The sequence below is a fragment of the Ignavibacteriales bacterium genome, assembly GCA_016214905.1.
Classification (GTDB): Bacteria; Bacteroidota; Ignavibacteria; order UBA10030; family SZUA-254; genus PNNN01.
The window spans coordinates 576,367-601,133 of sequence record JACRMQ010000006.1; the positions used below are offsets into that span (position 1 = coordinate 576,367).

Annotated in this window: 20 protein-coding genes; all 20 read right to left on the reverse strand. The window is 38.6% G+C overall.

All coding sequences use genetic code 11. The features are described 5' to 3' along the window. Positions 1 to 9 precede the first annotated feature (9 nt). The 20 genes from HZB59_06425 to HZB59_06520 all read right to left on the reverse strand — a co-directional run bounded on the left by HZB59_06425 (position 10) and on the right by HZB59_06520 (position 24,764). Positions 10 to 906, reverse strand: coding sequence for a DMT family transporter (locus tag HZB59_06425; GenBank protein MBI5021054.1), 897 nt, complete (start codon positions 904 to 906; stop codon positions 10 to 12). Positions 907 to 956: 50 nt separating this feature from the next. Beyond that, positions 957 to 2,054, reverse strand: a complete 1,098-nt coding sequence (locus tag HZB59_06430; GenBank protein MBI5021055.1) for a DUF362 domain-containing protein — start codon at positions 2,052 to 2,054, stop codon at positions 957 to 959. Between the two features lie 4 nt (positions 2,055 to 2,058). After that, positions 2,059 to 2,937 (reverse strand): decaprenyl-phosphate phosphoribosyltransferase, encoded by an 879-nt coding sequence (locus HZB59_06435; GenBank protein MBI5021056.1) that lies wholly within the window; start codon positions 2,935 to 2,937, stop codon positions 2,059 to 2,061. 6 nt (positions 2,938 to 2,943) lie between these two features. Beyond that, positions 2,944 to 4,605 carry a methylmalonyl-CoA mutase family protein gene (locus HZB59_06440; GenBank protein ID MBI5021057.1) on the reverse strand — a complete coding sequence of 554 codons (1,662 nt, stop codon included), beginning with the start codon at positions 4,603 to 4,605 and terminating at the stop codon, positions 2,944 to 2,946. Between the two features lie 153 nt (positions 4,606 to 4,758). Next, positions 4,759 to 9,147, reverse strand: a complete 4,389-nt coding sequence (locus tag HZB59_06445) for an SBBP repeat-containing protein (GenBank protein ID MBI5021058.1) — start codon at positions 9,145 to 9,147, stop codon at positions 4,759 to 4,761. Between the two features lie 90 nt (positions 9,148 to 9,237). Continuing rightward, positions 9,238 to 11,019 (reverse strand): DNA mismatch repair endonuclease MutL, encoded by a 1,782-nt coding sequence (mutL, locus tag HZB59_06450; protein ID MBI5021059.1) that lies wholly within the window; start codon positions 11,017 to 11,019, stop codon positions 9,238 to 9,240. Beyond that, positions 11,016 to 12,044 carry a dipeptide epimerase gene (locus HZB59_06455; protein ID MBI5021060.1) on the reverse strand — a complete coding sequence of 343 codons (1,029 nt, stop codon included), beginning with the start codon at positions 12,042 to 12,044 and terminating at the stop codon, positions 11,016 to 11,018. Before HZB59_06455 ends, mutL begins: the two co-directional genes overlap by 4 nt. Before the next feature lie 2 nt (positions 12,045 to 12,046). Further along, positions 12,047 to 12,991: a signal recognition particle-docking protein FtsY gene (gene ftsY, locus HZB59_06460; GenBank protein MBI5021061.1), complete on the reverse strand. Its 945-nt coding sequence runs from the start codon at positions 12,989 to 12,991 to the stop codon at positions 12,047 to 12,049. A gap of 18 nt (positions 12,992 to 13,009) precedes the next feature. Further along, positions 13,010 to 13,561 carry a CDP-diacylglycerol--glycerol-3-phosphate 3-phosphatidyltransferase gene (gene pgsA / locus HZB59_06465; GenBank protein ID MBI5021062.1) on the reverse strand — a complete coding sequence of 184 codons (552 nt, stop codon included), beginning with the start codon at positions 13,559 to 13,561 and terminating at the stop codon, positions 13,010 to 13,012. Between the two features lie 3 nt (positions 13,562 to 13,564). Continuing rightward, entirely contained in the window at positions 13,565 to 15,052 is a 1,488-nt protein-coding gene (locus HZB59_06470; GenBank protein ID MBI5021063.1) for an amidophosphoribosyltransferase, read from the reverse strand. Between the two features lie 54 nt (positions 15,053 to 15,106). Beyond that, positions 15,107 to 16,708 (reverse strand): L-aspartate oxidase, encoded by a 1,602-nt coding sequence (gene nadB / locus HZB59_06475; protein MBI5021064.1) that lies wholly within the window; start codon positions 16,706 to 16,708, stop codon positions 15,107 to 15,109. 17 nt (positions 16,709 to 16,725) lie between these two features. Then, positions 16,726 to 17,370, reverse strand: a complete 645-nt coding sequence (locus tag HZB59_06480; protein ID MBI5021065.1) for a dephospho-CoA kinase — start codon at positions 17,368 to 17,370, stop codon at positions 16,726 to 16,728. Between the two features lie 52 nt (positions 17,371 to 17,422). Beyond that, the gene (gene rny, locus HZB59_06485) at positions 17,423 to 18,991 is read right to left on the reverse strand and encodes a ribonuclease Y (GenBank protein MBI5021066.1); all 1,569 of its coding nucleotides are present in this window, start codon (positions 18,989 to 18,991) and stop codon (positions 17,423 to 17,425) included. 355 nt (positions 18,992 to 19,346) lie between these two features. Continuing rightward, positions 19,347 to 19,643, reverse strand: a complete 297-nt coding sequence (locus HZB59_06490) for a cell division protein ZapA (GenBank protein MBI5021067.1) — start codon at positions 19,641 to 19,643, stop codon at positions 19,347 to 19,349. A gap of 79 nt (positions 19,644 to 19,722) precedes the next feature. Continuing rightward, positions 19,723 to 20,022, reverse strand: coding sequence for a hypothetical protein (locus tag HZB59_06495; GenBank protein MBI5021068.1), 300 nt, complete (start codon positions 20,020 to 20,022; stop codon positions 19,723 to 19,725). A gap of 37 nt (positions 20,023 to 20,059) precedes the next feature. Continuing rightward, positions 20,060 to 22,495, reverse strand: a complete 2,436-nt coding sequence (locus tag HZB59_06500) for a phenylalanine--tRNA ligase subunit beta (protein ID MBI5021069.1) — start codon at positions 22,493 to 22,495, stop codon at positions 20,060 to 20,062. 14 nt (positions 22,496 to 22,509) lie between these two features. Continuing rightward, entirely contained in the window at positions 22,510 to 23,520 is a 1,011-nt protein-coding gene (gene pheS, locus HZB59_06505; GenBank protein ID MBI5021070.1) for a phenylalanine--tRNA ligase subunit alpha, read from the reverse strand. A gap of 83 nt (positions 23,521 to 23,603) precedes the next feature. Continuing rightward, complete coding sequence (gene rplT / locus HZB59_06510) at positions 23,604 to 23,951, reverse strand: 50S ribosomal protein L20 (protein ID MBI5021071.1); 348 nt, start codon at positions 23,949 to 23,951, stop codon at positions 23,604 to 23,606. 45 nt (positions 23,952 to 23,996) lie between these two features. Further along, positions 23,997 to 24,188: a 50S ribosomal protein L35 gene (gene rpmI, locus HZB59_06515; protein ID MBI5021072.1), complete on the reverse strand. Its 192-nt coding sequence runs from the start codon at positions 24,186 to 24,188 to the stop codon at positions 23,997 to 23,999. A gap of 6 nt (positions 24,189 to 24,194) precedes the next feature. Further along, entirely contained in the window at positions 24,195 to 24,764 is a 570-nt protein-coding gene (locus tag HZB59_06520) for a translation initiation factor IF-3 (GenBank protein MBI5021073.1), read from the reverse strand. Positions 24,765 to 24,767 lie beyond the last annotated feature (3 nt).

Here is a 24,767-nt window from a genome sequence, read left to right on the forward strand (position 1 = left end):
CAAATTATTTTACAATAATTCTTTTTTCAGAAACGGAAGATTGTCTGAGAATTCTGAAACTAGCAGCCCGACTAGAATAATCGCACCACCCATAATTCCAACAACACCGATAATTTCACTTCGAAAATAATACGCAAAGACTGCAGCAATCACTGGTTCCATAGCAAATATTAAAGCTGCTCTTGTTGGGGTTGTATCACCTTGAAACTGATTTTGAACCCACATTGAGATAATAGTCGCGAATATAGTTAAATAAAGCAGCCCTGAAATAAATTGCCATGAAAAAACTATATGTGAGTTTTCGAAAAGAATCGCCGATATTAAACCTAGAATTCCACAAACTAAAAACTGAATGTATGTCAGCTGTAATTTATCCGGCTCACTCGATGCAAAATCAAGGTAAACGATATAAAATGCGAATAGTCCTGCACATCCCAGTGTCAACGCATCGCCGAAATTAAATGAAGATCCTTCCGGTGATGTGAGAAGAAAAAGTCCGAATGCCGCAAAAATAACGCCGATAATGTTTCCGGTCCGCAATGGTTTCTTTTCCATCTTGAGAAAATGTTGGACAGTGAAATAAACTATCGGTGTTAAAACTACCAGCATACCTGTAAAGAAGGCAGATTTTGAAGCCGTTGTGTATTGAAGACCTACGGTTTGCAAAGCAAATCCAAAAAATAATAATATTCCTAAAACAGAACCTTTCAACATTGTTGAAAGTGGAATGACCGAGACTCGTTTGTAAAATAAGATCATAACTATTGCGGCTGAGAGGAAAAAACGCAATGCAGTGTAAGCCAGCGGTGTTGTGTAATCAAGCAGAGATTTGCTTATAACGAAAGTGCTTCCCCAAATAAAGGTAACCGCCGCCATGTACAACTCGGCTCTATGCTGTTTTGTCATGAGTCTGATAAGTTATCATTCAAGGTGATGGTGATAAATAATTATCACAATTATTCTTTTGGAAATTCATAATCCTCAAACAACTTTCCCCATGCAGTAGTATTTTTCCAGTTGTTAAATATTTTTTTGTCGATAAATGGCCATCGGTAATAATCGTGAAATATTTCAGAGCCGAGAACAAAGATGTGAACTAACGGTGTATGAAAAAATAATTTTTGTAATGATTTAAGAGGACCAAACCAAAGAAGATCCCCGACGATGCTTGCACCATTGTCACCCACTTCAAATCCCCATGATTCTTTTGATATATCCTCGCCAACTATTTCAATTTCACGAACATCACCGATTCCAAGTTTTTGTTGATGAGCCAACGCTATATATTCAATACTCATAGGATCAAATCCCATCATCTTAGCAGAAACAGCATCTATTGCAACCTGATCAGAACTTGCAAGCATACAGTTTTTAATAACCGGTTTCATTGTTCTTGGACCAGGACCATTTCCCGCAGTGGTTCCATCCATGACCGCGAAAATGCCTGGATGAATTTCTTTTTGTATGGCAAGAAGGTCAACAAGTGTTTTGTGGATCCATGAGTGAGTATAATGGCGTTTTGTATTTAATAATCCGCCGAATGCGTTTTTCATCGCACCAGTGGTTGTTGTATAGATATGACATTTCACAGTTGGAAGATGAATAATATTTTTTCCGAAAAAATAATCGGGTATGTAAATTCCTTCTGGATATATTTTATTCAATACGTGCATCGCTTTTTTAGGCGTGTACCGAATCCAATTCATATCCTCTTTTTTAAAATTATAAAGGACGGGAATATTGTATTTTTTGAAAATCGGGACATAATGATTCAGGTCTTCACCTTTGAACGCGTTTGTTACAACTGTTTTATTCTGAATACAAACGAGGTCATTGAGTCCATTCGCATGCAGCCCTTTTACACATCCTTCTAGTTGCCATGGGGTTGTATTTGCCCCAGGGAACGGAAAATGCCATGATATATTATCTTTGAGTATTGTCGTTGAGTTCTTATCAAGCGAACTCTTAACATCCGCCAACTCCATTAAATGAATAATATCATCTAAAACGGTTCTAGGTTCTGTTTTAATTACGGCAACTTTTGATTTTGTCATAAATTTATTTCCGGTAGATGATAATGATTGCAATTACAATCCAGAGTATTACATTAACAATAAGCGGTGGGTCTGTGACCATTATTTTCGTAGGATTTCCCCCGCCTTCTTTTTTATGAACGAGGTAAAGGTAACGGAATATTCCGTACAACACAAACGGTACCGTGTAAATTAAATTTTTAGTTCCAAATTTATGGATAGTTTCATCGGAGATGGTGTAAAGAGCATACGACATTACTGTTGTTGCCGTAACAATTCCTATCATCTGATCGAGGAAGTATGGACTGTAATGTTGAAGTACGGGTCTGTGAGTATTTGCGTGTTGTTCCAAGATTAATAATTCATGCCGCCGTTTGCTGAACCCGAGAAAAAGAGATAATAAAATCGTACAAATTATCAGCCACTCAGATGTCGGCACACCAATTATGATCGCACCTCCAACAACACGTAGTACAAATCCGGCTGATATCGTCATCACATCGAGTATCACGAATGTTTTTAACTGATACGAATACCAGACATTAAGGATCAAATATATTAACAACACCAGTGCAAAATATGGTTGCAACAAATATGATACACTAATACCGAGAACAATCAGCAATACAGCGACAACTAACGCGATATTTGGTGACAGTTTTCCCGATGCTAAGGGTCTCACTGATTTTATAGGATGCAATTTATCCTTTTCAATGTCTACTATATCATTCAAGAGGTAGACACCGCTTGAGATAAAAGAAAATAGGATAAAACCGCTGACCGTAAGATAAATATCGGTAAGATAAAATAGATTACCGGAGAAGATGAGCGCGGAAAATATAAATAAATTTTTTATCCATTGCTGGATCCGCATTGACGCGATTATGTATCTTATTGTTTTCATCACGGTCTAAAATACTGCTGGTTCTTCATAAACGCCAAAAACTTCGGCAAGTGCGTTGCACATTTCTCCGAGCGTTACATACGATTTTGTACATTCAATCAAACGAGGTATCAGGTTTGTTCCATCCGTTGCGGCTTGTTGCAGTAATTTCAATTCATCGGCTACTTTCTGATTATCCCGTGATGCACGAACTTGCGCAATCCTTTCACGCTGTTTAATTTCGACTTCCGGGGGAATGTTCAAAATCGGGATATCAATTTTTTCATTCTCTTCGATGTAATCATTCACTCCCACGATTATTTTTTCTTTTATGTCCAGATCTTGTTGATATCTATAAGCAGACTCGGCGATTTCTTTCTGGAAGAATCCAGCTTCAATCGCCTGAATTACTCCACCCATTGAATCAATTTTCTCAAAATATACTTCAGCCTCTTTTTCCATTCTGGTTGTCAAAGCTTCAACAAAATAACTTCCGGCAAGCGGATCAATGGTGTTGGTTACTCCAATTTCATGCGCGATTATCTGTTGTGTTCTGAGCGCGATCTTTACGGCTTTTTCAGAGGGAAGAGCGAGTGTTTCATCCATCGAGTTTGTATGAAGGGATTGAGTTCCACCCAAGACGCCTGCCAGAGCTTGATATGATGTGCGTATAATATTATTTTCGGGTTGTTGTGCCGTTAGTGTGCATCCAGCAGTTTGTGTATGAAACCTTAATAACCATGAGCGTGGATTTTTAGCATTGTATTTATTTCTCATTCTTTTAGCCCATATTCTTCGAGCCGCTCGATACTTGGCTATCTCTTCAAAAAAGTCGAGGTGAGAATTGAAAAAGAATGAAAGGCGCGGCGCAAATTCGTCAACATCTAATCCTTTCGCGATTCCGGCTTCAACATAAGCGAAACCATCTGCCAATGTGAATGCTAATTCTTGAATCGCCGTTGCGCCTGCTTCTCGGATATGATATCCGCTGATTGATATTGGATTCCATTGAGGCATTTCATTGGTGCAATACTCGAACATATCGGTTATGATACGCATTGATGGATGAGGTGGGAATATCCATTCTTTTTGTGCGATGTACTCTTTTAAAATATCTGCCTGAATTGTTCCCCGTAACTGCTCCGTCTTAGCGCCTTGCTTTTGAGCTACGGCGATATAAAATGCAAGAAGCATAGCTGCAGGTGCATTAATCGTCATTGATGTTGAGACATCGGCGAGATTAATTCCTTTGAATAATATTTCCATATCAGCGAGTGAACTAATCGAAACACCGCAGATTCCAACTTCACCTTGCGCTTGCAGATCATCAGCGTCCCGGCCCATCAAAGTTGGTAAATCGAATGCAACGGAAAGTCCGGTTTGACCGTGCTTCAAAAGATAATGATACCTTTCGTTCGTATCTTCAGGTGTTCCAAAACCCGCAAATTGTCGCATTGTCCACATTCTTCCGCGGTACATATTTGTATGAATACCACGCGTGTATGGATATTCGCCTGGGAAACCGATGTCTGCTAAATAATTTATGTTCTCAATATCTTCAGGTGAGTAAAGCATTTCGATCGGTTCACCCGAAACAGTTGTAAATTTAACAGGCAACGAAGGAGTTCTCTTAGCTTTCTCCTCCCACTTAATTCGCTCTGTCCTTATCTTATTCGTTTCTTTTTCCATCAATAATACCTATAATCACTTTCGTCTCAGCATGATTCCAAATTTAAAGAATTATTTGAGAATTAAGATAAGAATTCTCAGCTATTCTTCAAAAATTCTTGAACCTGTTAAACCTAACAGACTTTTATCATTATTTATGTTCTTGAAATGTTCTTATTTTATGATCATCATTTTTTTTGATGCAATATATCCTCCAGCTGATTGCAACCTATAAAAATAAAGTCCCGTGGTTAAATTGCACGAGTCAAAATCAACTTTATGAATCCCGGCACTTTTCTCACCGTTAATAATCGTTAGAACAAGCTGGCCGAGCATATTGAATATTTGCAATTTTATCCTATCGCGTTTTGGAAGCGAGAACCGAATGGTTGTCCGGGAATTGAACGGATTGGGATAATTTTGAGAAAGGTCATATTTTATCGGTTCATCGACTACCGGATCTGGAACCGCATCTATTATTTGCGAATATTTTATTGTAGATACAATACTCCAATCGTTTGTTGATGATGTTCCCGTAACATATACTGCATTAGATGAATCGATCGCAATACTTTTTGGTTCATTGTTGCATCCACTTACAGAACCGTAACGAGCGATCCATTCAATGTTTCCAAATGAATTAATTTTAATTGTTGTAAAATCGAAATTGAAATCATCGCCCATACTTTTCCCTGTAACATATATTCCTCCGTTCGCATCCAGCGCAAGAGCAGCCGGTATATCATCCAATCCGCTTTGACCATCATACAGATACTCCCAAATCAATCTTCCAGATGGATCATATTTCAATATCAAATAATCGTAATGATTCGAGCCCTGCAATCTTGTCTGACCGACGATGATTAAATTATTTTGATAATCTAATCCCATCGCTTTTGGCATCTGTTCTGTACGGTTTTCACCATGATATGAATTTGTAAATAAGAGATTACTCGATGAATCATACTTTGCAACGACAATATCATAGCTCGTATCGGATCCGGTAGAGAATCCGCAGACGTAAATATTGCTTTCCTCGTCAACTGCAATCGCAACGGGTCGATCTTCTCCATTAATTTCTCCATTCCATCGAATCGCCCACTTTTGCTCTCCTTCTGAGGAATATTTCACTGTAGCATAATCGGACCGTGTGCTTGAACCTGTACTCAACCCAGTGACATAAATATCTCCGATTTTATCAACTGCAACATCATACGCTAAATCATCTTTATTCGATTCCCCGTCGTAAATATTTTTCCATAACAAATTGCCTGTACTATCGAATTTAAGAGTGACATAATCATACGAGGTTGTTCCTGAACTATATCCGGCAACAATGACATTTGAGTTTGCATCAACAGTGATCGATGATCCAAACTCATAGCTATTTTCAAATCCTCCAATCACCTGTTGTTGCCATGAAAGAATCCCATCTGAATTGTGCTGGAGAACTGTGATATCACTTGGTGAATAACGATTGTAATTTGTACCCGCCAAATTGAGTCTTCCACTTTGATCGAATGACATATCGGAAATATTTATATCCCCTCCCGATAAATTTTGTTGAATGACATTCCAGTTTTGATCTCCGGTTTGTTTGTATGAACAAAGGAAATATCCATCAGTGCCACCGGATGTTAAGCTCCTGCCGACGATGGCGACATCATTTTGCGGAGTTATTTTTAACATTTTTACATTATCATAACTAACACCCGGTCCGTTTTCTCTTCGCGGCCATAATTGATCTGAAGCTCCACTAAAAGTACTTTTAATTATTATAATATCTTGATATTTATCCAACCCAAAACTAACACCACTAGTGTAAATATATTTTCCGTTTGATTCTAATAAGAGCGATGTGGCCTTATCATTCATATTGTAAAGACTGTTATACCTGCTTAACCAATCATAATACCCGACGGGAGAATATCTGATTGTAACGATATCGTCCATAGAAGTTAATTGACTGCTCGTTGCAGCGATGTAAATATTACCTTCAACGTCAATTTGAATGTCCGATGCAAAATCGTTTCCATTATCATCACCGTTATAAATGCGAGACCACAATTGAACGCCGCTAGAATCGTATTTGATGGTTGCAATATCATAACCAGTTTGTGGAGAAAATGTTAAACCTGTTACAACAACATTTCCTTCTGAATCGATATCCAATGAAGATGGATCATCGATACTATTTGCCGGTCCATTATACCGCGCAATCCATTTAACCGCTCCCGAGTAACTGATCTTTAACGTTGTGTAATCACCATATGTTCTGACTCCGTTACTTCTTCCTGTAACGAATATATATTCCTTATTGTCGGTTGTTATTGCATTTAGAAAATCAGCTCCATTTGCCGGACCGTTATAAAATGATTTCCATGATTCGATACCGTCAGTTAAATATTTTATAACAACGAAATCATAAGATGAGCCGGAGCGTACGGTTGTTCCGGCAGTATAGACATTCCCAATCGAATCAACAACTAAACCGGTAGCGCTGTCACGACTATTATAACTGCCGTTATATCTGGCACTCCATTGTTCTAATCCATCTGAATTATATTTGATTGTTACAATATCGGATAGACTTTCGTTGCCATAGCTGGTGCCGGTGACGTAAACATTTTGACTATTATCAGTCGCAATTTCGGCTGAACGATCGTCAAGATTCCCCGTACCGTTGTAACTCGCACTCCATAATAATGTACCATCAATATTGTATTTTAAAGTTATATAATCGTATGATCCTGAATAATATGAATATCCAGTGACATGAATGTTGCCGTCTTTGTCCAGGGTTAATCCTGTTGCTTTACTCTTTTCATTACCAAAACTCCTATTCCAGATCAATTTTCCTGTTGAATCAAATTTTACAAGAATGATTTTTGATGAATCGTTTCCTGCGACTACCACGTCACCATTTGAATCTTTTGCAAGATTGGAGATAATGTTACTGCCATTACCGGTATTGAAACGTGTGGGCCATTGATTGGATTCAATTGAAATATATTTTGCAGTCAGAAAATCATAAGAGGAAGATGAGCTGTTACTAGATCCGGTGACGTAAACATTTCCTTTCTCATCGATTGCCATGGCTGTTGGACAATCATCAGCGCTTGAAATAGCACCGTAAAATGTTTTCCATGTGAGAGATCCCGAATAATTGTAACATAGTGTGGCATAATCAGCTGGTCCGCCGTTATTCGAATTAGAACTTCCTGTCACAAAAATATTTCGATGAGAACGATCTATTACCAGCGATACCGGCTGATCATCATATCCCGCGCTTCCTTTATAAGATTCGCTCCATTTAAGATTTCCATTTTTATCATAAGATATCGTTGTGTAATCGAATTTACTGATGCCTCCATAACTAGTGCCAGTTACATAGATATTATCATCTTGGTCGATTTTCATCTCATAAGCATAATCATTTCCATTTCCCTCACCATCGTAACTTACCAACCATTGTCTGACGCCATTCTTATCGTCTTTCATCGTGCAATAATCATAATTTGAAGATAATCCCGCATGATATCCGGTTGCGTAAGCATTACCTTCCGAATCGAATGAAACCGATGTTACTGCATCACGATTACTCGATGATTGATATAACTTATCTTCCCATCTAAAACCGCCGGTAGAATCATACAATATCATGATCATATCGGTACCGTTTTCCGAATTTTGCGATGATCCACCGACTAAGACATTCCCGACTGAATCAACAGTTATAGCAAATACTAAATCTATTCCATGCTGCATACCATCATAATTTTTGCTCCATATTAATTCACCGTTTGAATTATATTTTAATGTAAGCATGTTTATTCCTGAGAGCGTTGACTCTGAATAACCGCCTATCAAGATATTTCCGGAGTTATCAATTTCAACAGCTGTTGGTATAGCAATGCTGTCGTTATTAGACAAATATTTCTTAATCCACTCAATATCCCCTGCACTGTTATATTTAACTGTCACAATGTTATATTTTTTCTGATTTAAAGCGCTGAATCCGACAACATAAGTATTACCACTTTTATCAGATACAATCCCTATCGATTCATCATATCCATTCGCATCGCCATTGTACCTTTTACTCCATTGCATTTCACCCCGTTCATTATATTTAACAGTGAGATAATCGGCACCGGTGTAAGATGTAAAACTAATGCCTGTTACTATTACGTTACCTTCATCATCTACGACAATGGCATTAGATAGATCAACTGACGATAAGTTATTCGATTCATATCTTTGTACCCATTCTTCGCGGACATTTCCTGATATAATTGAATTATATTTTTGGGAGGTATGAATGGTTGAATTAGCTACTACGCGCGAAGGCTCTGATTTTTTTTCTGTTGAGGACTGAGTGTTAATTTTTACCTTGGATGTTAAATCGATGCTGGACTTCCCATCAATGTAATTGTTTAGTAGTCTGGTTCGGAATGATTTACACCTATCTGCCCCCTCGAAAATATTATTTTGTCCACGCGTCCAGTCTGAGTAACCGGTGATAAGACTAGCAAGTAGTATGATAGATATTAGCGACCGCATTCTCTTTCGTCGTTTTCATTTTGGGATAATTGTATCTTAAAAAAGATACGGATTAGGAACTGGATTGTCAACAGCAGAACTATCTTATATCTAAGAAGTCCTGCCGAACCTCCGGTCTAGCTCTTCAATGGTCAGTTTCATGCTTACAGGTCTGCCGTGCGGACATACAGTTGGAATTGATGTGGTTGCTAACTGCTCGATTAATGATGTCATTTCAGAATAAGTGAGCAAATCACCCGCTTTCACTGCAGCTTTGCACGCAAGCGATTTCGCCAACCGCTCAGATGGTTTCATGTTAATTTCCTGGCGGTCATCTTTATACAAGCTTAAAACATCTTGGAGAATAACAGCTTCGTTGCCTGCCTTGATTTCCGGTGGAACACCGTCGATGATGATCGTTGTTTTACCGAAAAACTTAATCGAAAATCCCAAAGATTCAAATTCTACTTGAAGTTCTTTGACAAACGATAAATCACCGGGGTTCAATTGTAACGTTTGAGGAAAGAGCAATTGCTGAGATGTTTTCTGATTACCAATTAATCGAGCTCTGAACTTTTCATACAATATCCTTTCGTGAGCTGCATGCTGATCGATAATCATCAGACCATCGGACGATGTGTACAAGATATATTTTTTATTAAGCTGGCGAATATCACTACGGCCGACCTCGGTCGATTGCCCAACCGTTTCATTGCTCAAACCTTTTAATGAAGCGCCTAAATCATCAGAAGTTTTTGTTAATTCCCGCTTCGATGGTTGTATGTTCAGCGATTGTTGTCTAAGATCATCGATTTCACGAATCTGAATTGGAGGAGATGACAATCTTGTAAAATTATCAGATCCCTGCGAAATCTCAGATTGCAGATGAATTTGCGGGATCATCTCATATTTCCCCAATGTGGCGCGAACAGCGGTCATTATCATCTTGTAGATTGCCGGCTCATCGTCAAATTTCACTTCCATTTTGGTTGGGTGAACATTGACATCAATTTTTCTCGGGTCAATCGAAATAAATATTATGAAAAATGGAAACGTTCCTTTTTCAACTAAATGCTCATACGCCTGATAAACCGCATGATTTAGATTTTTACTGACGATATATCTGTTGTTAAGGAAAAGAAATTGTTCAGCTTTGCCGCGTTTCGCAAATTGCGGTTGCCCTACATAACCGGATATCGCAACCGATTCTTTTTCGCTGTTTACAGGCATAAGTGTTTTAAAATGTGCTTCTCCAAAAAGATCTTTGAGCCGATCATGTAATTCGCATCTCCGCAAGTTCAGTATTATTTCATTATCGCTATGAAAAAGAAATGCGATATTGGGATGTGATAGTGCACATCGTTGAACGACATCGTAGATGTGACGGTATTCCGTTGATTTATTTTTTAAGAAATTCCGGCGGGCAGGCGTGTTAAAAAATATATTTTTCATTGTGATAGAAGTGCCCGGAGAACAGGCATCTTCACCAATCTGACTCTCTTTTCCTCCGTAAATCCGAACCTTAATGCCTACAGTATCTGTTAATCGGCGCGCACGTAATTCCACCTGCGAAACTGCGGCAATCGAGGAGAGTGCTTCTCCCCTGAAACCTAACGTTTTAATCGCCTCCAAGTCTTCATACGTTTCAATTTTGCTCGTTGCATGGCGATGAAATGCAACCGATGCATCGTCTGCACTCATTCCATCACCATCATCAACGACTTGAATTAATTCTTTCCCGCCATCTTTGATGATTATTTTGATTGTTTTTGAGTGAGCATCGATTGAATTTTCGATCAATTCCTTAACGGCTGAAGCGGGTCTTTGGATTACTTCACCGGCAGCAATTTTGTTTGCAAGATGTTCGGGTAATATTTTGATAGTCTTGCTCATGATGAATATTCTAATCTTTTATCAACTCCAATACCGAAGTTCTCCTTTAATTGGATTATTCCATTATCTGAAACTGCTCCGCTGAACGGATCGTTCGAGATTAAGATGTTTCCATCCAAGTCAGCATAATCTGCAAGTGGCAACAACTGAGATGCCGCTGAGATTGCGATTGATGTTTCAATCATACAACCTAACATGATTTTCAATTTATGTTTTCTTGCCGAATCGATCATTTTTCTCGCTTCGAGTAGACCTGTTGATTTCATCAGTTTAATATTTATTCCATCAAATGCTCCAACTATTTTTGGAATATCATTTCCCCTCACAACAGATTCGTCCGCAATCATCGGAATATGCACTCTCTGCCACAACCATTTCATCTCATCGATTTTTGAAGCCGGCAACGGTTGCTCAATCAATTCTACGTTCATACTTTCGAGCCACAAAATATTTTCTAATGCTTCCTCTTTATTTTTCCAACCTTCATTCGCATCCACACGAATAGTTTTATTTGTGATGGAACGAATTCTTGTCATAATCTCCCGATCATTCTGCCTGCCTAACTTCACCTTAAGTATTGGAAACGTTTCGGCTTCATGAATCTTTGCCTCAATGACGTCTGGTGAATCCAGGCCGATTGTAAACGATGATACAGGTATTCTTTGAGTATCAAGATTCCATTTTCTCCAAAGGGAAATATTCTCACTCTTCCCTATCCAATCATGTAGTGCGATATCGACCGCGGCTTTGGCCGCAGTATTACCTTCTGTGATACTGTCAACATAGCTTAATATTTTATCAAGCTCGAACGGACCAATAAAATTCTTTAAATTTATATCAGCCAAAAATTTACAAACAGTTTCCTGAGTTTCACCATAGCGAGTTGAAGGCGCGGCTTCTCCGTAACCTATTATGTTCTCGTGCTCGAATTCAACAATGACTGAAGGAGATGTTGTTCGCGTATTTCGGGCAATTGTGAATGGGTGCTTTAATTTTAAATCGTATTTATAAAATCTGAACGTCACTATTATTTTTCGAATAATGCTTCAACAAATGCCTTGCGGTCGAACGGTTGCAGATCATCGATTTTTTCTCCGACTCCGATATACTTAACAGGTATCTGTAACTCTTCATTAATAGCGAGAATTACTCCGCCCTTTGCTGTGCCATCAAGTTTCGTGAGTACTAAACCACTGATGCCAACTGCGGCGGTAAATTGTTTTGCTTGCTGTATGGCGTTCTGTCCCGTTGATGCATCGACCACGAGATATACTTCATGAGGTGCTTCGGGATCAAGTTTTTGCAGAACACGTTTAATTTTTTTCAATTCTTCCATCAAATTTATTTTTGTATGAAGACGCCCTGCCGTATCAATGATAAGAAGATCAGCCTTGTGTGAAATTGCGGAATTCAACCCATCGTAGGCAACGGCTGCCGGATCTGCCCCGTGTGTTTGCTGAATTATTTCCACTCCCGCACGCATTGCCCATATTTCAAGCTGTTCGTTTGCCGCTGCCCTGAATGTATCGGCGGCTGCAATGAGGACTTTCTTCCCGGCGTTTCGATAATTAAATGCGAGCTTTCCAATTGTTGTTGTTTTTCCGACCCCATTGACACCAACAATCATGATTACATGAGGTTTATGAGACTGAGGCAATGTGAATGGATCGGTATCGCTGTCGGTGCCATTCGAGAATATTTTTTGTATTTCTTCACGAAGCAATCTATCGAGATCTTCAGGATTCTCGAAACCATCGATCTTGACGCGTTTCCTGATATCATCAATGATCTTCATTGTTGTTGCAACTCCAACATCACCACCTATCAATACTTCTTCGATTTTATCTATAACTTCATCATCAATTCTGGTTTTCCCTAATAGTATTTTTTGGATTTTCCCAAATATATTCTCACGCGTTTTTGTAAGACCTTCTTTTAACCTGCTTAATTTAAATTTATCGAAGAAACCCATATCGTTTTATTTCATTTATTATTTTTGTATCGATCTTACTTCCGACAAATATCTGGTAAGATAAGAGATGAATGATATAATTATCATAACGAGACTGATGACCTGAAGTGCAGATAGAACGCCATACATGTTATCGACAAATATTATGGTGGATAACAGATATAATGCGATGACTGTTACAGTCCATTTGCCTATCCAATTAGATTGGATTGTGATTTTTTTTATTTTCATGATTCGAACACTACCGAGCATAATGGCAATATCGCGGAGAATTACAATCGCGCAAAACCATATCGATAATCTTCCTGAAAGTACTAATGCAACTGACAGAATAGCAATCGCTACTTTATCGGCAACCGGATCAAGAATTTTCCCCAATTCGGTTACTTGATTAAATCTCCGCGCGAAGAAACCATCCAGATAATCTGTAATCGCGGCAATTAAAATTAATGAAACAATTTCCCAATTGAAGCTCTTTGCATCGGCAAATATTAAATATGCGGCAGGAAGAACGAATAAAATCCGACTGATGCTTAATAAGTTAGAGACCGTCCAAATTTTTCGGGTCATTTATTATAACTCGTGTTCGTCTTTGGATGAAAGATCGTCAATCTCGATCGGTATCTGACCGCTGAAGCATGCGGTGCAGTAATATTGTCCTCTATCGCGTGGAACCGATGCAAGTAATTTATCGAGTGTTAGATATCCAACACTATCGACACATAGTTCGGTTTTAATTTTTTCTACATCTCCGCCGCACCAATTTGCGATGAGCTCATTCGTACTCGGGAAATCCATACCGAAATGACACGGAAATTTTATCATTGGCGATGTGATTCTAAAATGAATTTCTCTCGCACCCGCATCTCTGATCAACTTGACGAGTTGTTTAGATGTTGTTCCTCTTACTATCGAGTCATCGATGATGACAACTTTCTTCCCGTTCAATACACCTTTTACGGTGTTGAATTTTGTTCTAACTTTCATTTCGCGCAAATCTTGTTGGGGTTGGATGAAAGTTCGTCCGACATAGTGACTTCGGATCAATCCAATTTCATATTTGCTTTTATTCCCTTGTTTGATGTTTTGACTGACATAACCAAGCGTCGCGGTATTGCTCGAATCCGGCACATTGATAACCACAACAGTATCATCGGGAGGATCAGGAGCTACAGGATGCTCTTCTGCGAGTGATTTTCCTAACTTTCGCCGGACTCTATCAACACTCTCACCAAACACTCTGCTGTCAGGTCTGGAAAAATATATATATTCAAAAATACAATGATTCGGTTTCTGCTGTTTGTTTTGAAGTCGGAAAGATTTTGCCTCACTGCTATTCACAGTCTCCTTATCAAATACTAAAATCTCACCCGGTTCAACATCACAAAGATATTTAGCTCCAATAATATCGAATGCACATGTCTCTGATGCGATTACATAGGCATTATCCAATTTACCAACCGCAAGCGGACGCCATCCGTAAGGATCGCGCGCCGCAATTAATTTATCATTAGTCAAAATCGCTATTGAAAATGCACCTTCAACCTGATTAAGCGCGTCGATGATTTGATGTATCTGGTCTTGCTCCCTGCTCTTGGCTATCAGATGTAATATTATTTCCGTATCGGATGTAGTTTGAAAAATTGTTCCTTCATCCTGAAGCCGCTTACGTAATGTTCCGAAGTTAGTTAAATTTCCGTTATGTGAAATCCCGATATTTCCATCTCTGTAATTCACAATCAAAGGTTGAATATTTAATTTATTGTCCGATGCACCTGCTGTTGAATACCTGTTATGACCAATCGCTGCCGATCCTACGAGGAGTTGAGTTAAAATCGTGTCGTCTCTAAAAACATCATTTACTAGACCGAAATCTTTATGGATTTTAAAATGATTCTTACCTGTTTGATTATCGGTATAAGTTGTTACAATACCGGATGCCTCTTGCCCCCTGTGTTGTTGAGCGTGCAAACCGTAATATGCCATTTTAGCTGCCTCGGGATGACCGAATATTCCAAAGACAGCACAATTTTCACGTGGTTTATCTTCTTGAAATTCCATTTTATTAATATTTTGATCTGATATTAGTTAAAGTACAAAATTTCATATTCCAACTCAAGATCCGATACATTTTATTAAAGTATCATGAAGACAGGTATCATCGTTCTTGTTTGGATAATCGGTTGTGTAATGAAGTCCGCGACTTTCTTTTCGCTGCAATGCAGATTTGATGATTAGATCTGCCACCGTTGAAAGATTTCGCAATTCGATCAAACCCTCTGTAACTTTCGTTCGTTTATAAAAATTCTCAATTTCATCCTTAATTAAAATTAAACGACGATTTGCGCGATCTAATCTTAAATTAGACCGAACGATCCCAACATAATCCCACATAATTTGTTGTATTTCTTTCCTATCATGTTCGATCAGGACCCACTCCTCGGCACCGAACGTTCCGCTTTCGTCCCATTCGGGTACTGCCGGAAAATCTTTAATTTGTTTTATCGTCTTTGAACTCATATCTCTATACGCTCTGTGAGCAAAAACTAATGCTTCAAGAAGAGAATTACTTGCCAACCTGTTTGCTCCGTGAACGCCCGTCATTGCAACTTCACCGCACGCGTACAAATTATCGATCGTGGTTTTTCCAAAAAGATCTGTAACAACACCACCGCATGAATAATGCGCAGCCGGGACAACCGGTATTGGTTCAGCAGTTATATCTATTTTAAATTTTTCTAGACAGGTTTTGTAGATAGATGGAAACTTTTCACGAATAAGAGAAGAATCTAGATGACGTAAATCTAAAATTATATACTCGTCACCGCTTTTCTTTAACTCTATATCGATCGCTTGTGCCACTATGTCGCGCGGGGCAAGTGAACCACGGCTATCATACCTTAACATGAATTCTTCATTCTTCCTCGTCATTAACTTCCCGCCGAAACCGCGAATTGCTTCTGAAATTAAATATGAGGGTGATCCTGAGTTGAACAAACTTGTGGGATGAAATTGTATAAATTCCATATTCCCGATCAACGCACCTGCCCTGTATGCCATTGCCACACCATCACCGGTAGCGATTAAAGGATTTGTCGTATGGAGGTAAACATGTCCGGCACCGCCTGATGCAAGAACGGTAAAAGAAGATAAGATTTTCTTGACAACATTTTTTTCAACATCCAGAACGTACGCCCCCCAGCAATGAATCGGCTTTTGTTGTGAATATTTTTCACCTAAATGATGTTCGGTAATGAGATCGATTGCAAGGTGATTTTCTAAGAGAGTGATATTTGGATGAATAGAAATAGCATGAAGCAGCGCTCTTTCTATTTCAGCCCCGGTATGGTCTCTCGCGTGTACGATGCGATTGCGCGAGTGACCGCCCTCTCTACCTAAATCGAGAGAGCCGTTTTTCTCGGTGAATTGAACCCCGATTTCAACAAGCTCATTTAATCGCTCAGGGGCTTCTTTTATCATGATCTCGATGGAATCTCGATGACCCAAACCAACTCCGGTGCGTAGAGTGTCTTCGATGTGAAGGTCGAAAGTATCGAGAGAAGAAACAACTGTCGCAATACCACCCTGCGCATAGTTGGTGTTTGATTCAGCTTTTTCTTTTTTGGTTATCAAGAGCACACTCCCCAGCGCTGCCGCCTTCAATGCGATCGACAAACCGGCGATTCCGCTACCGATAACCAATATGTCTGATTTCATTTCCAATTATTAATTTCTCAATTATCACTTAAGCGCGCTAATGCTAGAAGTACTGAATAGATGAATTTAGTTTGTGTTTCGAGATGCTCTATTGTTGAATTATTTTTTATTACAAAATCGGCCCGCAATCTTTTTTCGTCAGGAGACATTTGCGAATTCATTCTGTCGAGGATTTCTTTCCGGTTAGATCCGTCTTTTTCTTTCAATCTCTTCAGTCGGACAGATTGAGAGGCATCTACAACAATTATGTAATCGTAAATGTTTTCAGATCGCGCTTCATAAATCAGAGCGGCTTCATTTACGATTAAAGGTATTGTTCCATTTATTTTTTCTATCTCGATCTCTGACTTAATAAGATTAATAACCACCGGATGCACAATCTTATTAATTTTTTCCTGAAGATCGTGATTATTAAAAATCAGTGATGAGATCAATTGTTTATTCAATAATCCGGAAGGAAGATATGCATCGGGGCCGATGACTTGACGGATCTGCTTCACTACTTTTTTGTCGGTCCGCATAATCTCTTGAGCAACTTTATCGGCTTGAATACATTTCACGCCAAATGCAGATAATATTTCACACACTTTTGTTTTTCCGCTGCCGATCCCACCTGTCACTCCTATGGCAAGTGTGTTATATCTTTGATTAATATTTTGCATACTAAATAAAGATCAAGGATGCTGAATATTGCTGAAAAATTATTCTTGTGCGCTATTTTGCAAAAGCGACTGATCTTTTTTCACGAATTACAACCACTTTAATTTGACCGGGGAAACCCATTTCAGATTGAATTTTCTTTGCGATATCGTGAGCGAGGATATCTGCCATTGCATCATCAATTTTATCATGCTCAACAATCACTCTTATTTCCCGACCCGCTTGTATGGCATAAGTTTGCGCTACACCTTGGAATGATTTTGCCATTTCTTCAAGCCGTTCCATCCGCTTTGCGTACGCTTCGATTGATTCCCTTCTGGCACCTGGTCGGGATCCGCTGATTGCATCAGCCGCCTGCACCAGTGCAGCAATAGGATACTCAATCGGCATATCATCATGGTGTGAACCTACCGAATTAATAATTATCGGATGTTCGTTCATCTTCTTTACAAGATCATAACCGATCAAAGCATGTGGACCTTCAACACTTCTATCTACTGTCTTTCCAATGTCATGCAATAAACCGGCTCTTTTAGCCATGGTTATATCAAGACCCAGTTCGGCAGCCATCAATCCTGTGAGATGTGAAACTTCAATTGAGTGTGAGAGAAGATTCTGCCCGTAACTCGATCTGTATTTCATTCTTCCTAAGTGTCTGAGCAATTCCGGACTACCCCCGGTGATTCCAACTTCAATCATGGTATTTTCCCCGGAATGTAGTAATTCCTCATCCAAATCTTTATTGACTTTTTCAACTATTTCTTCTATGCGAGCCGGGTGAATTCTACCATCTGTGATAAGTCTCTCCAATGCAAGCCGAGCAACCTCTCTTCGCAATGGATCAAATGCAGATAGAATCACCGCTTCTGGAGTATCATCAACTATAACATCAACTCCGGTTGCAGCTTCAAATGCCCGGATGTTCCTGCCTTCCTTTCCAATAATCCTTCCTTTCATTTCATCATTCTGAATTTGAAGGACACTGACGGTAGATTCCACACAATGATCGGTCGCACTTCGTTGGATAGCTTGAATAATAACTTTTTGGGCTTCTTTTTTTGCATCGGCTTTTGTTATATCGCGAATTTCCTTTAGTGTTTGCGCAGCTTCTGATTTTGCCTCATCAGTAAGATTTTCGATTAGAAGTTTTTTCGCGTCTTCACGCGACATACCAGAAACCCGCTCTAACCTTATATTCTCTTCAATGAGGAGGCGACTCAACTGGTTTTGTTTATCTTCCGCCAGTTTAATTTTTTCGTCATATGTTCGCTTTATGCCAGTAATCTCTTTTTCTTTTTTATTAACCATATCTACTTTACGCTCAAGATTATCCTCACGGCTTTCAAGTTGTTTTTCGAAAGATTGAAGTTTATTCCGGCGGGCGTTTGCTTCATGTTCATGTTCCTGTTTTTTCTTGAACCATTCATCTTTAACCTCAAGAAGCTTTTCTTTTTTTAGGTTAGCAGCATCTCTTTCGGCATCTTCTATAATTCTTTTGGCACGAGCGTCGGCATTAGCGATTTTATTTTTACCAATATTATTTTTTAGGTACCATCCCAAAATAAAACCAATCCCACCGGCAAGCAGGGCATAAAGTATGGGGAATATTGTATCAAAGTCCATTTTCTTACCTAATTTTAATTTTCAATATTATTTAAATAAAAAACCGCACGCAGCCTATAAGTCAGTGTATTTAAGAATCTCAATCAATACACAGTGGGTACTTGCCTGAACATTTTTTGCTTCCACTGCTTACGCTCAAAACCGATTTTTTGGCAGCGCGTAATATCCTCAAAGAGGTGAGGCCTGCAATCGACGTTCACAAGTCAAGTTCCCTATTAAAATAATTTGTCAGATTCTTTAATATGTTTGACTTATTCCATGATTATTTTAATCATGGCATCAGCTGACGGTGCGGTTAATACTTATAAAGCATGTGACCATCAATGTATGGTAAAGAACGGTAAAGATAAATGAATTATAATTCCGGATTAAGATGGTGATCTAGAAATTCATTCATTTTTTGAACTTCTGTCTCGATTAATGACGTTAAGAGACGATATTTTTCTCTTTCCTTAAATAAATCTTCAGTAATATTTAATGCTGAAAGGACAGCCACCGTGAGCGGGGGTTGTTCCGGAATTTTCTCGTGAATTGTGCTTATCATTTGGTCTACATATCCCGCCACTTTTTTAGTGAGCTCTTCACTCTCACCTCGAAGCGGATATTCTGATCCAAATATTTTTACTTTTATGCTTTTTCCGTCTGATGCCATATTTTTTCCGACACTCATATTTTCAATTTTGTCCAAGTGCCATTTGAAACATACAATTATTTTAAATCGAAATCAATTCTTATAAATGAGAATTAATTTTCGCAATCAATCCTCTTATCCGATTTTTTACTTCATCTTTCTCGGATACTGTAAAAACTTCACCACTGGTAACTGCCTGCATCTGAGCATGCTCCTGTTTGAGTTTTTTTGCCTCAGTTTCCTTCCCAACTAATTCTAAATGGGTTTTTTGTAACTCTTGCTCTAAGTTCTGATTCGAAATTAGAAGTTGTTTGTTCGTTTCGCGAAGTTGCGAGATAAGTTCGGCCGCTCTCCGAGTCTTTTCCCAGAATATGCGTAAAACTTGCTCAATGTTTTCCATTGTTTTCCAAACAGGTTTCTATTAATGAAAATGATTATTATCGTCTAATAATTGCTTTAAACTTATTCTCTAACTGATTGATTATGGAATTCATAATATCATCAATTTCAATCTGCGTCAATGTATTTTCTTCAGAATAAAACTCTAATCTGAATGCATAACTCTTTTTCGAATCACCTACCTGCTTCCCGAAATATGTATCGAATAATTCAATACCTTTCAATAAGGACGATCCTGAAGACTTTATACATTCTTCAATCCTATCCATTGGAATATTAGAGTCAATGACTAACGCGATATCTCTAATTATTGAAGGATATTTCGGTAATGCTTTGTAATGCCGTTCTACATTTATTTTGTCAATCACTTTTTCGATCTCAATCTCGGCAAAAACAATTTCATTCTCGATGCCGAATTGCTTCAATAACTCTTTGTGTACATATCCAATCTTACCTATGCATTCCTTATTTATTTCAATATGAACACCTCGTTCACTTAAAGCATCGGTATTAGGATACTGAATAAATTTAATATTGTCAAGAAATATTTTTTTGAAGAATGATTCAATTTCCCCCTTCATATCAAAAAAGTCAGTATTTTTTGATTTTTCATCCCATCTGAGCGGATTTTGGTCTCCTATGGATGAAATTAATAATTGTCTCTTTTCAGTGTATTTTGGAAGATATTCACCAACTATTGAATCATGACAGAAGTACGTCTTCCCAATTTCAAATAAACGAAGAGAACTATTTCCTTTAAAAATGTTTTCACGAATCACTTCAACCACACTCGGAAGTAAAGAAGTACGTAAGGCTTCCATATCGCGACTTATTGGATTGGCGATTTTTACAACTCTATCAGATCCTATCTGAGCTGTCAGAATTGGCTGCATGCTATTTGTAATTATTTCTTGAAATCCTGCCCCTACGAAATAATTTCTAATGATTGGAAGAAAATCCATCGGCGGAGTTTTCTCGGATAATCTTAATTTCGATATTTCATTGATAGGAATATTGTCATATCCGTACATGCGCGCAATTTCTTCGATAACATCAATTCCACGTTCAATATCTGGTCTGAAAGTCGGCACTAAAAATTTAATCAGATCATGATTTTTGCTTTTTGTTTTTTCAGCGACATGCTTGAAGAATATCTTTTCTAACAAATCGATAATCTCTTTATTTGAGAGAGTTATGCCAAGTAGTTGATTGACTTTCGAGACACGGAGGGTAATTTTATTCTCTTTTATTTTTTTAGGATATACATCTATCCTTTTTCGTATGATTGTCCCGCCTGAAATTGATTTTATCATTTCTGCTGCACGATCAACCGCCCAAAGAGTTATATTGGGATCCGCACCGCGTTCGAACCGTTGGGAAGCATCTGAGCTTAAACCAAAATATTTTGAGGTTCTTCTTATGCTCCGTGGTAAAAAATATGCGCTCTCGATAAATACGCATTTTGTGGATTGTGTGATTTCTGTGTTTTCACCACCCATTACACCTGCAACCGCGATTGGTTTCTTTCCGTCACAAATCATCAAAGTATCGGACCGAAGTTTTCTCTCTTTATGATCAAGAGTTGTAAATTGATAATTTTCCAATCCCGACTTTACGATTATGGTTGCATTCTCTACCTTATTGAAATCAAAAGCATGAAGTGGTTGGCCGCATTCCATTAGCACGTAATTAGTTACATCTACGATATTATTAACCGGTCTAATACCAACCGACTCTAAAATTTGCTCTAACCAAAGTGGTGATCGGGCCACTTTGACATCTTTTATCAAACGTCCTGAATATCGAGGACAGTTTTCAATATCTTCGACGATCACTTTAGCAAAATCTGAAATTGATTTTCCCTCTTCCTCGATACTAATTTTGGGCAATTTGAAATCTATATCCTGGATTGCAGCTACTTCCCTCGCAATTCCGATATGACTGAGAGCATCAGGGCGGTTTGGTGTTACACCAATTTCGAGAATTGTGTCTTTCACACCAAGATATTCGGCTAATGGAGTACCGAGGGGAGCAGAATCATCGAGAATAAGAATGCCATCTTTGTCTTCTCCCAATCCAAGTTCATATTCTGAACATATCATTCCGTGCGATTCAATCCCGCGAAGAGAAGCCTTAGAGATTTTAAATGGTTTACCTTCAGGATCGTGTTGATTTCGAGGAACAACCGCATCTATGAGACCAGCAGCTACAATCTGCCCTGCTGCAACATTTGGAGCCCCACAAACTATTTGCAATATTGCTGAACCGGTATCCACCTGGCATACAGTAAGTCGATCTGCTTTCGGGTGTTTTTGAACTTCTAAAACTTTAGCAACTACAAAATGATTATATTTTTCACCCTGATATTCAATGCTTTCAACTTCCAGGCCACGCATGGTAAGTAAGTGACCTAATTCTTCCGGCGATAATTTTATCGCTACATATTTTTTTAACCATTCAAGTGAAATCCGCATAATATATGATCTTATTAAAATTGTTTTAAGAAACGGATATCATTTTGATATAAAATTCTGATGTCATCTATTCCATACATCAGCATTGCGATTCTCTCAATACCCATACCGAAAGCATACCCGGAAATTTTTTCATCATCATATCGGACATATTTATAAACATTCGGATCTACCATGCCGCAACCTAAAATTTCGAGCCAACCCGTTTGCTTGCACACACGACATCCTTTACCTTTGCATAAGAAACAAGTTATATCCATCTCAGCACTTGGTTCAGTGAAAGGAAAATAACTCGGTCTGAATCTAAATTTCAAGCTGCTCCCGTAAAATTGTTTCGCGAAAGTTATCAATGTTCCTTTTAATTCACTAAATGTTACACCTTCATCGACATATAATCCTTCTACCTGATGAAACAGGCAGTAACTGCGTGAACTTATCGCTTCATTCCTATAAACTCGTCCTGGAATTATTACACGTACCGGAGGTTTTTGATTCTGCATTACACGTATTTGAACCGGAGATGTGTGCGTACGTAATAGGATTTTATCGGTGATAAAAAATGTATCTTGCATATCACGCGCAGGATGGTCAGGTGGAAAATTTAACGCTTCAAAATTATGATAATCATCTTCAATCTCAGGACCATCAGCAACATCAAAACCCATTTTGTAAAATATTCTTTTGATCGCTTCGAGTGTTTGAGTGAGAGGATGAGTCGTTCCAACCCATCTTCTTCTTCCCGGCAGTGTAAAATCGATAGTTTCTTGAGGGGTTCCAATCTTCGATTCAATTTCACCTTTTTTCTTATCATAAAGTACTTGAACGTTGTTGCGAAGATCGTTTAAATGCTTTCCCATCAACGGACGATCAGTTTTATCCAATGTTTTTAATGCGTCGAACAAATCTCCCACAAGTCCGTTTCGAGCCAGATATTTTATCCTAAACGCTTCCAGCTCTTCTTGGTTTTTTACAGAATTTATTTCTACGTCAGCCGATTGTTTGATTTGTTCTATTTTCTTAATCATATTTTCCAATAAAATAAAAAAATCTTCAGACTGTTATAAAAGGGCAATGGAATTATTCCACTGCCCCAACAGTTGAAGATTCATTAAGCAGTTGCGAATTTTACGACTTCTGCAAATGCTTCGGGACTGCGCGATGCGAGATCAGCCAATACTTTGCGGTTAATCTCAACACCTTTTTTATTCAGTCCAGCAATTAATCTTGAATAAGTTGTTCCGTGCAAACGGGCTCCTGCGTTGATACGGGCAATCCATAATGCGCGAAATTCTCTTTTCTTTGTTTTCCGATCACGGTAAGCATGCTGTCCAGCTTTATCGATATGGTGCTTAGCTACCGTGAGGACTTTACTTCTCGCACCCCAGTAACCTTTAGCACGCGCTAATATGCGCTTGCGCCGGCGGTGGGAGGCAACTTTATTTTGCGAACGTGGCATAGTTGCTCTTCTTCCTTTCCTCTAAGTTGTTATTGTTTGTTTTGATTATTGAATCATCATTTCGATTTTCTGTTGCTCTTGCTTTGAAGCAAGTGTTGATTTTCGAAGATGACGTTTTCTTTTTGTCGATTTTGAAGTCAGTATATGACTTCGAAACGCTTTGTGACGTTTATATTTACCAGAAGCTGTTTTTTTAAAACGTTTCTTGGCGCCTGATGTTGATTTCATCTTTGGCATTTTATTCTATCCTTCCTTTTGGGTTTCAACAGGTTTTTGCTTTTTTTCAGATTTCTTTTTTGAGCTCCGTTCCGGAGCGAAGATGACTGCCATGCTGCGACCTTCTAATTTTGGAGATTGTTCAACTTTTCCAACGTCGGCTAATTTTTCTTCAAGCCGTTTAAGCAATTCTTCTCCTTGCTGGGCGTATGTGATTTCTCTACCCTTGAAGACCACCGTTGCTTTTAGTTTATGACCATCCTCTAAAAATTGTCTTCCATGACGGGCCTTAAATTCGAAGTCGTGAACATCCGTATTTGGATGGAACCGTAATTCTTTAACTTGGGTTACTTGTTGATGCTTTCTCTGGAGTTTATCTTTCTTTGTCTGCTCATATTTGTATTTACCGAAATCCATAATCTTACAAACTGGAGGTGTGGCATTCGGTACAATCTCAATTAAATCTAAACCCCTTTGATGGGCTATCCGTAACGCTTCAGTGGGATGCATCATCCCTACCTGACCATTTTCATCAATGACACGAACTTGCGATGTTCTTATTTCTTCATTGATGCGAACACGATTTGTCTCTTTTATGGC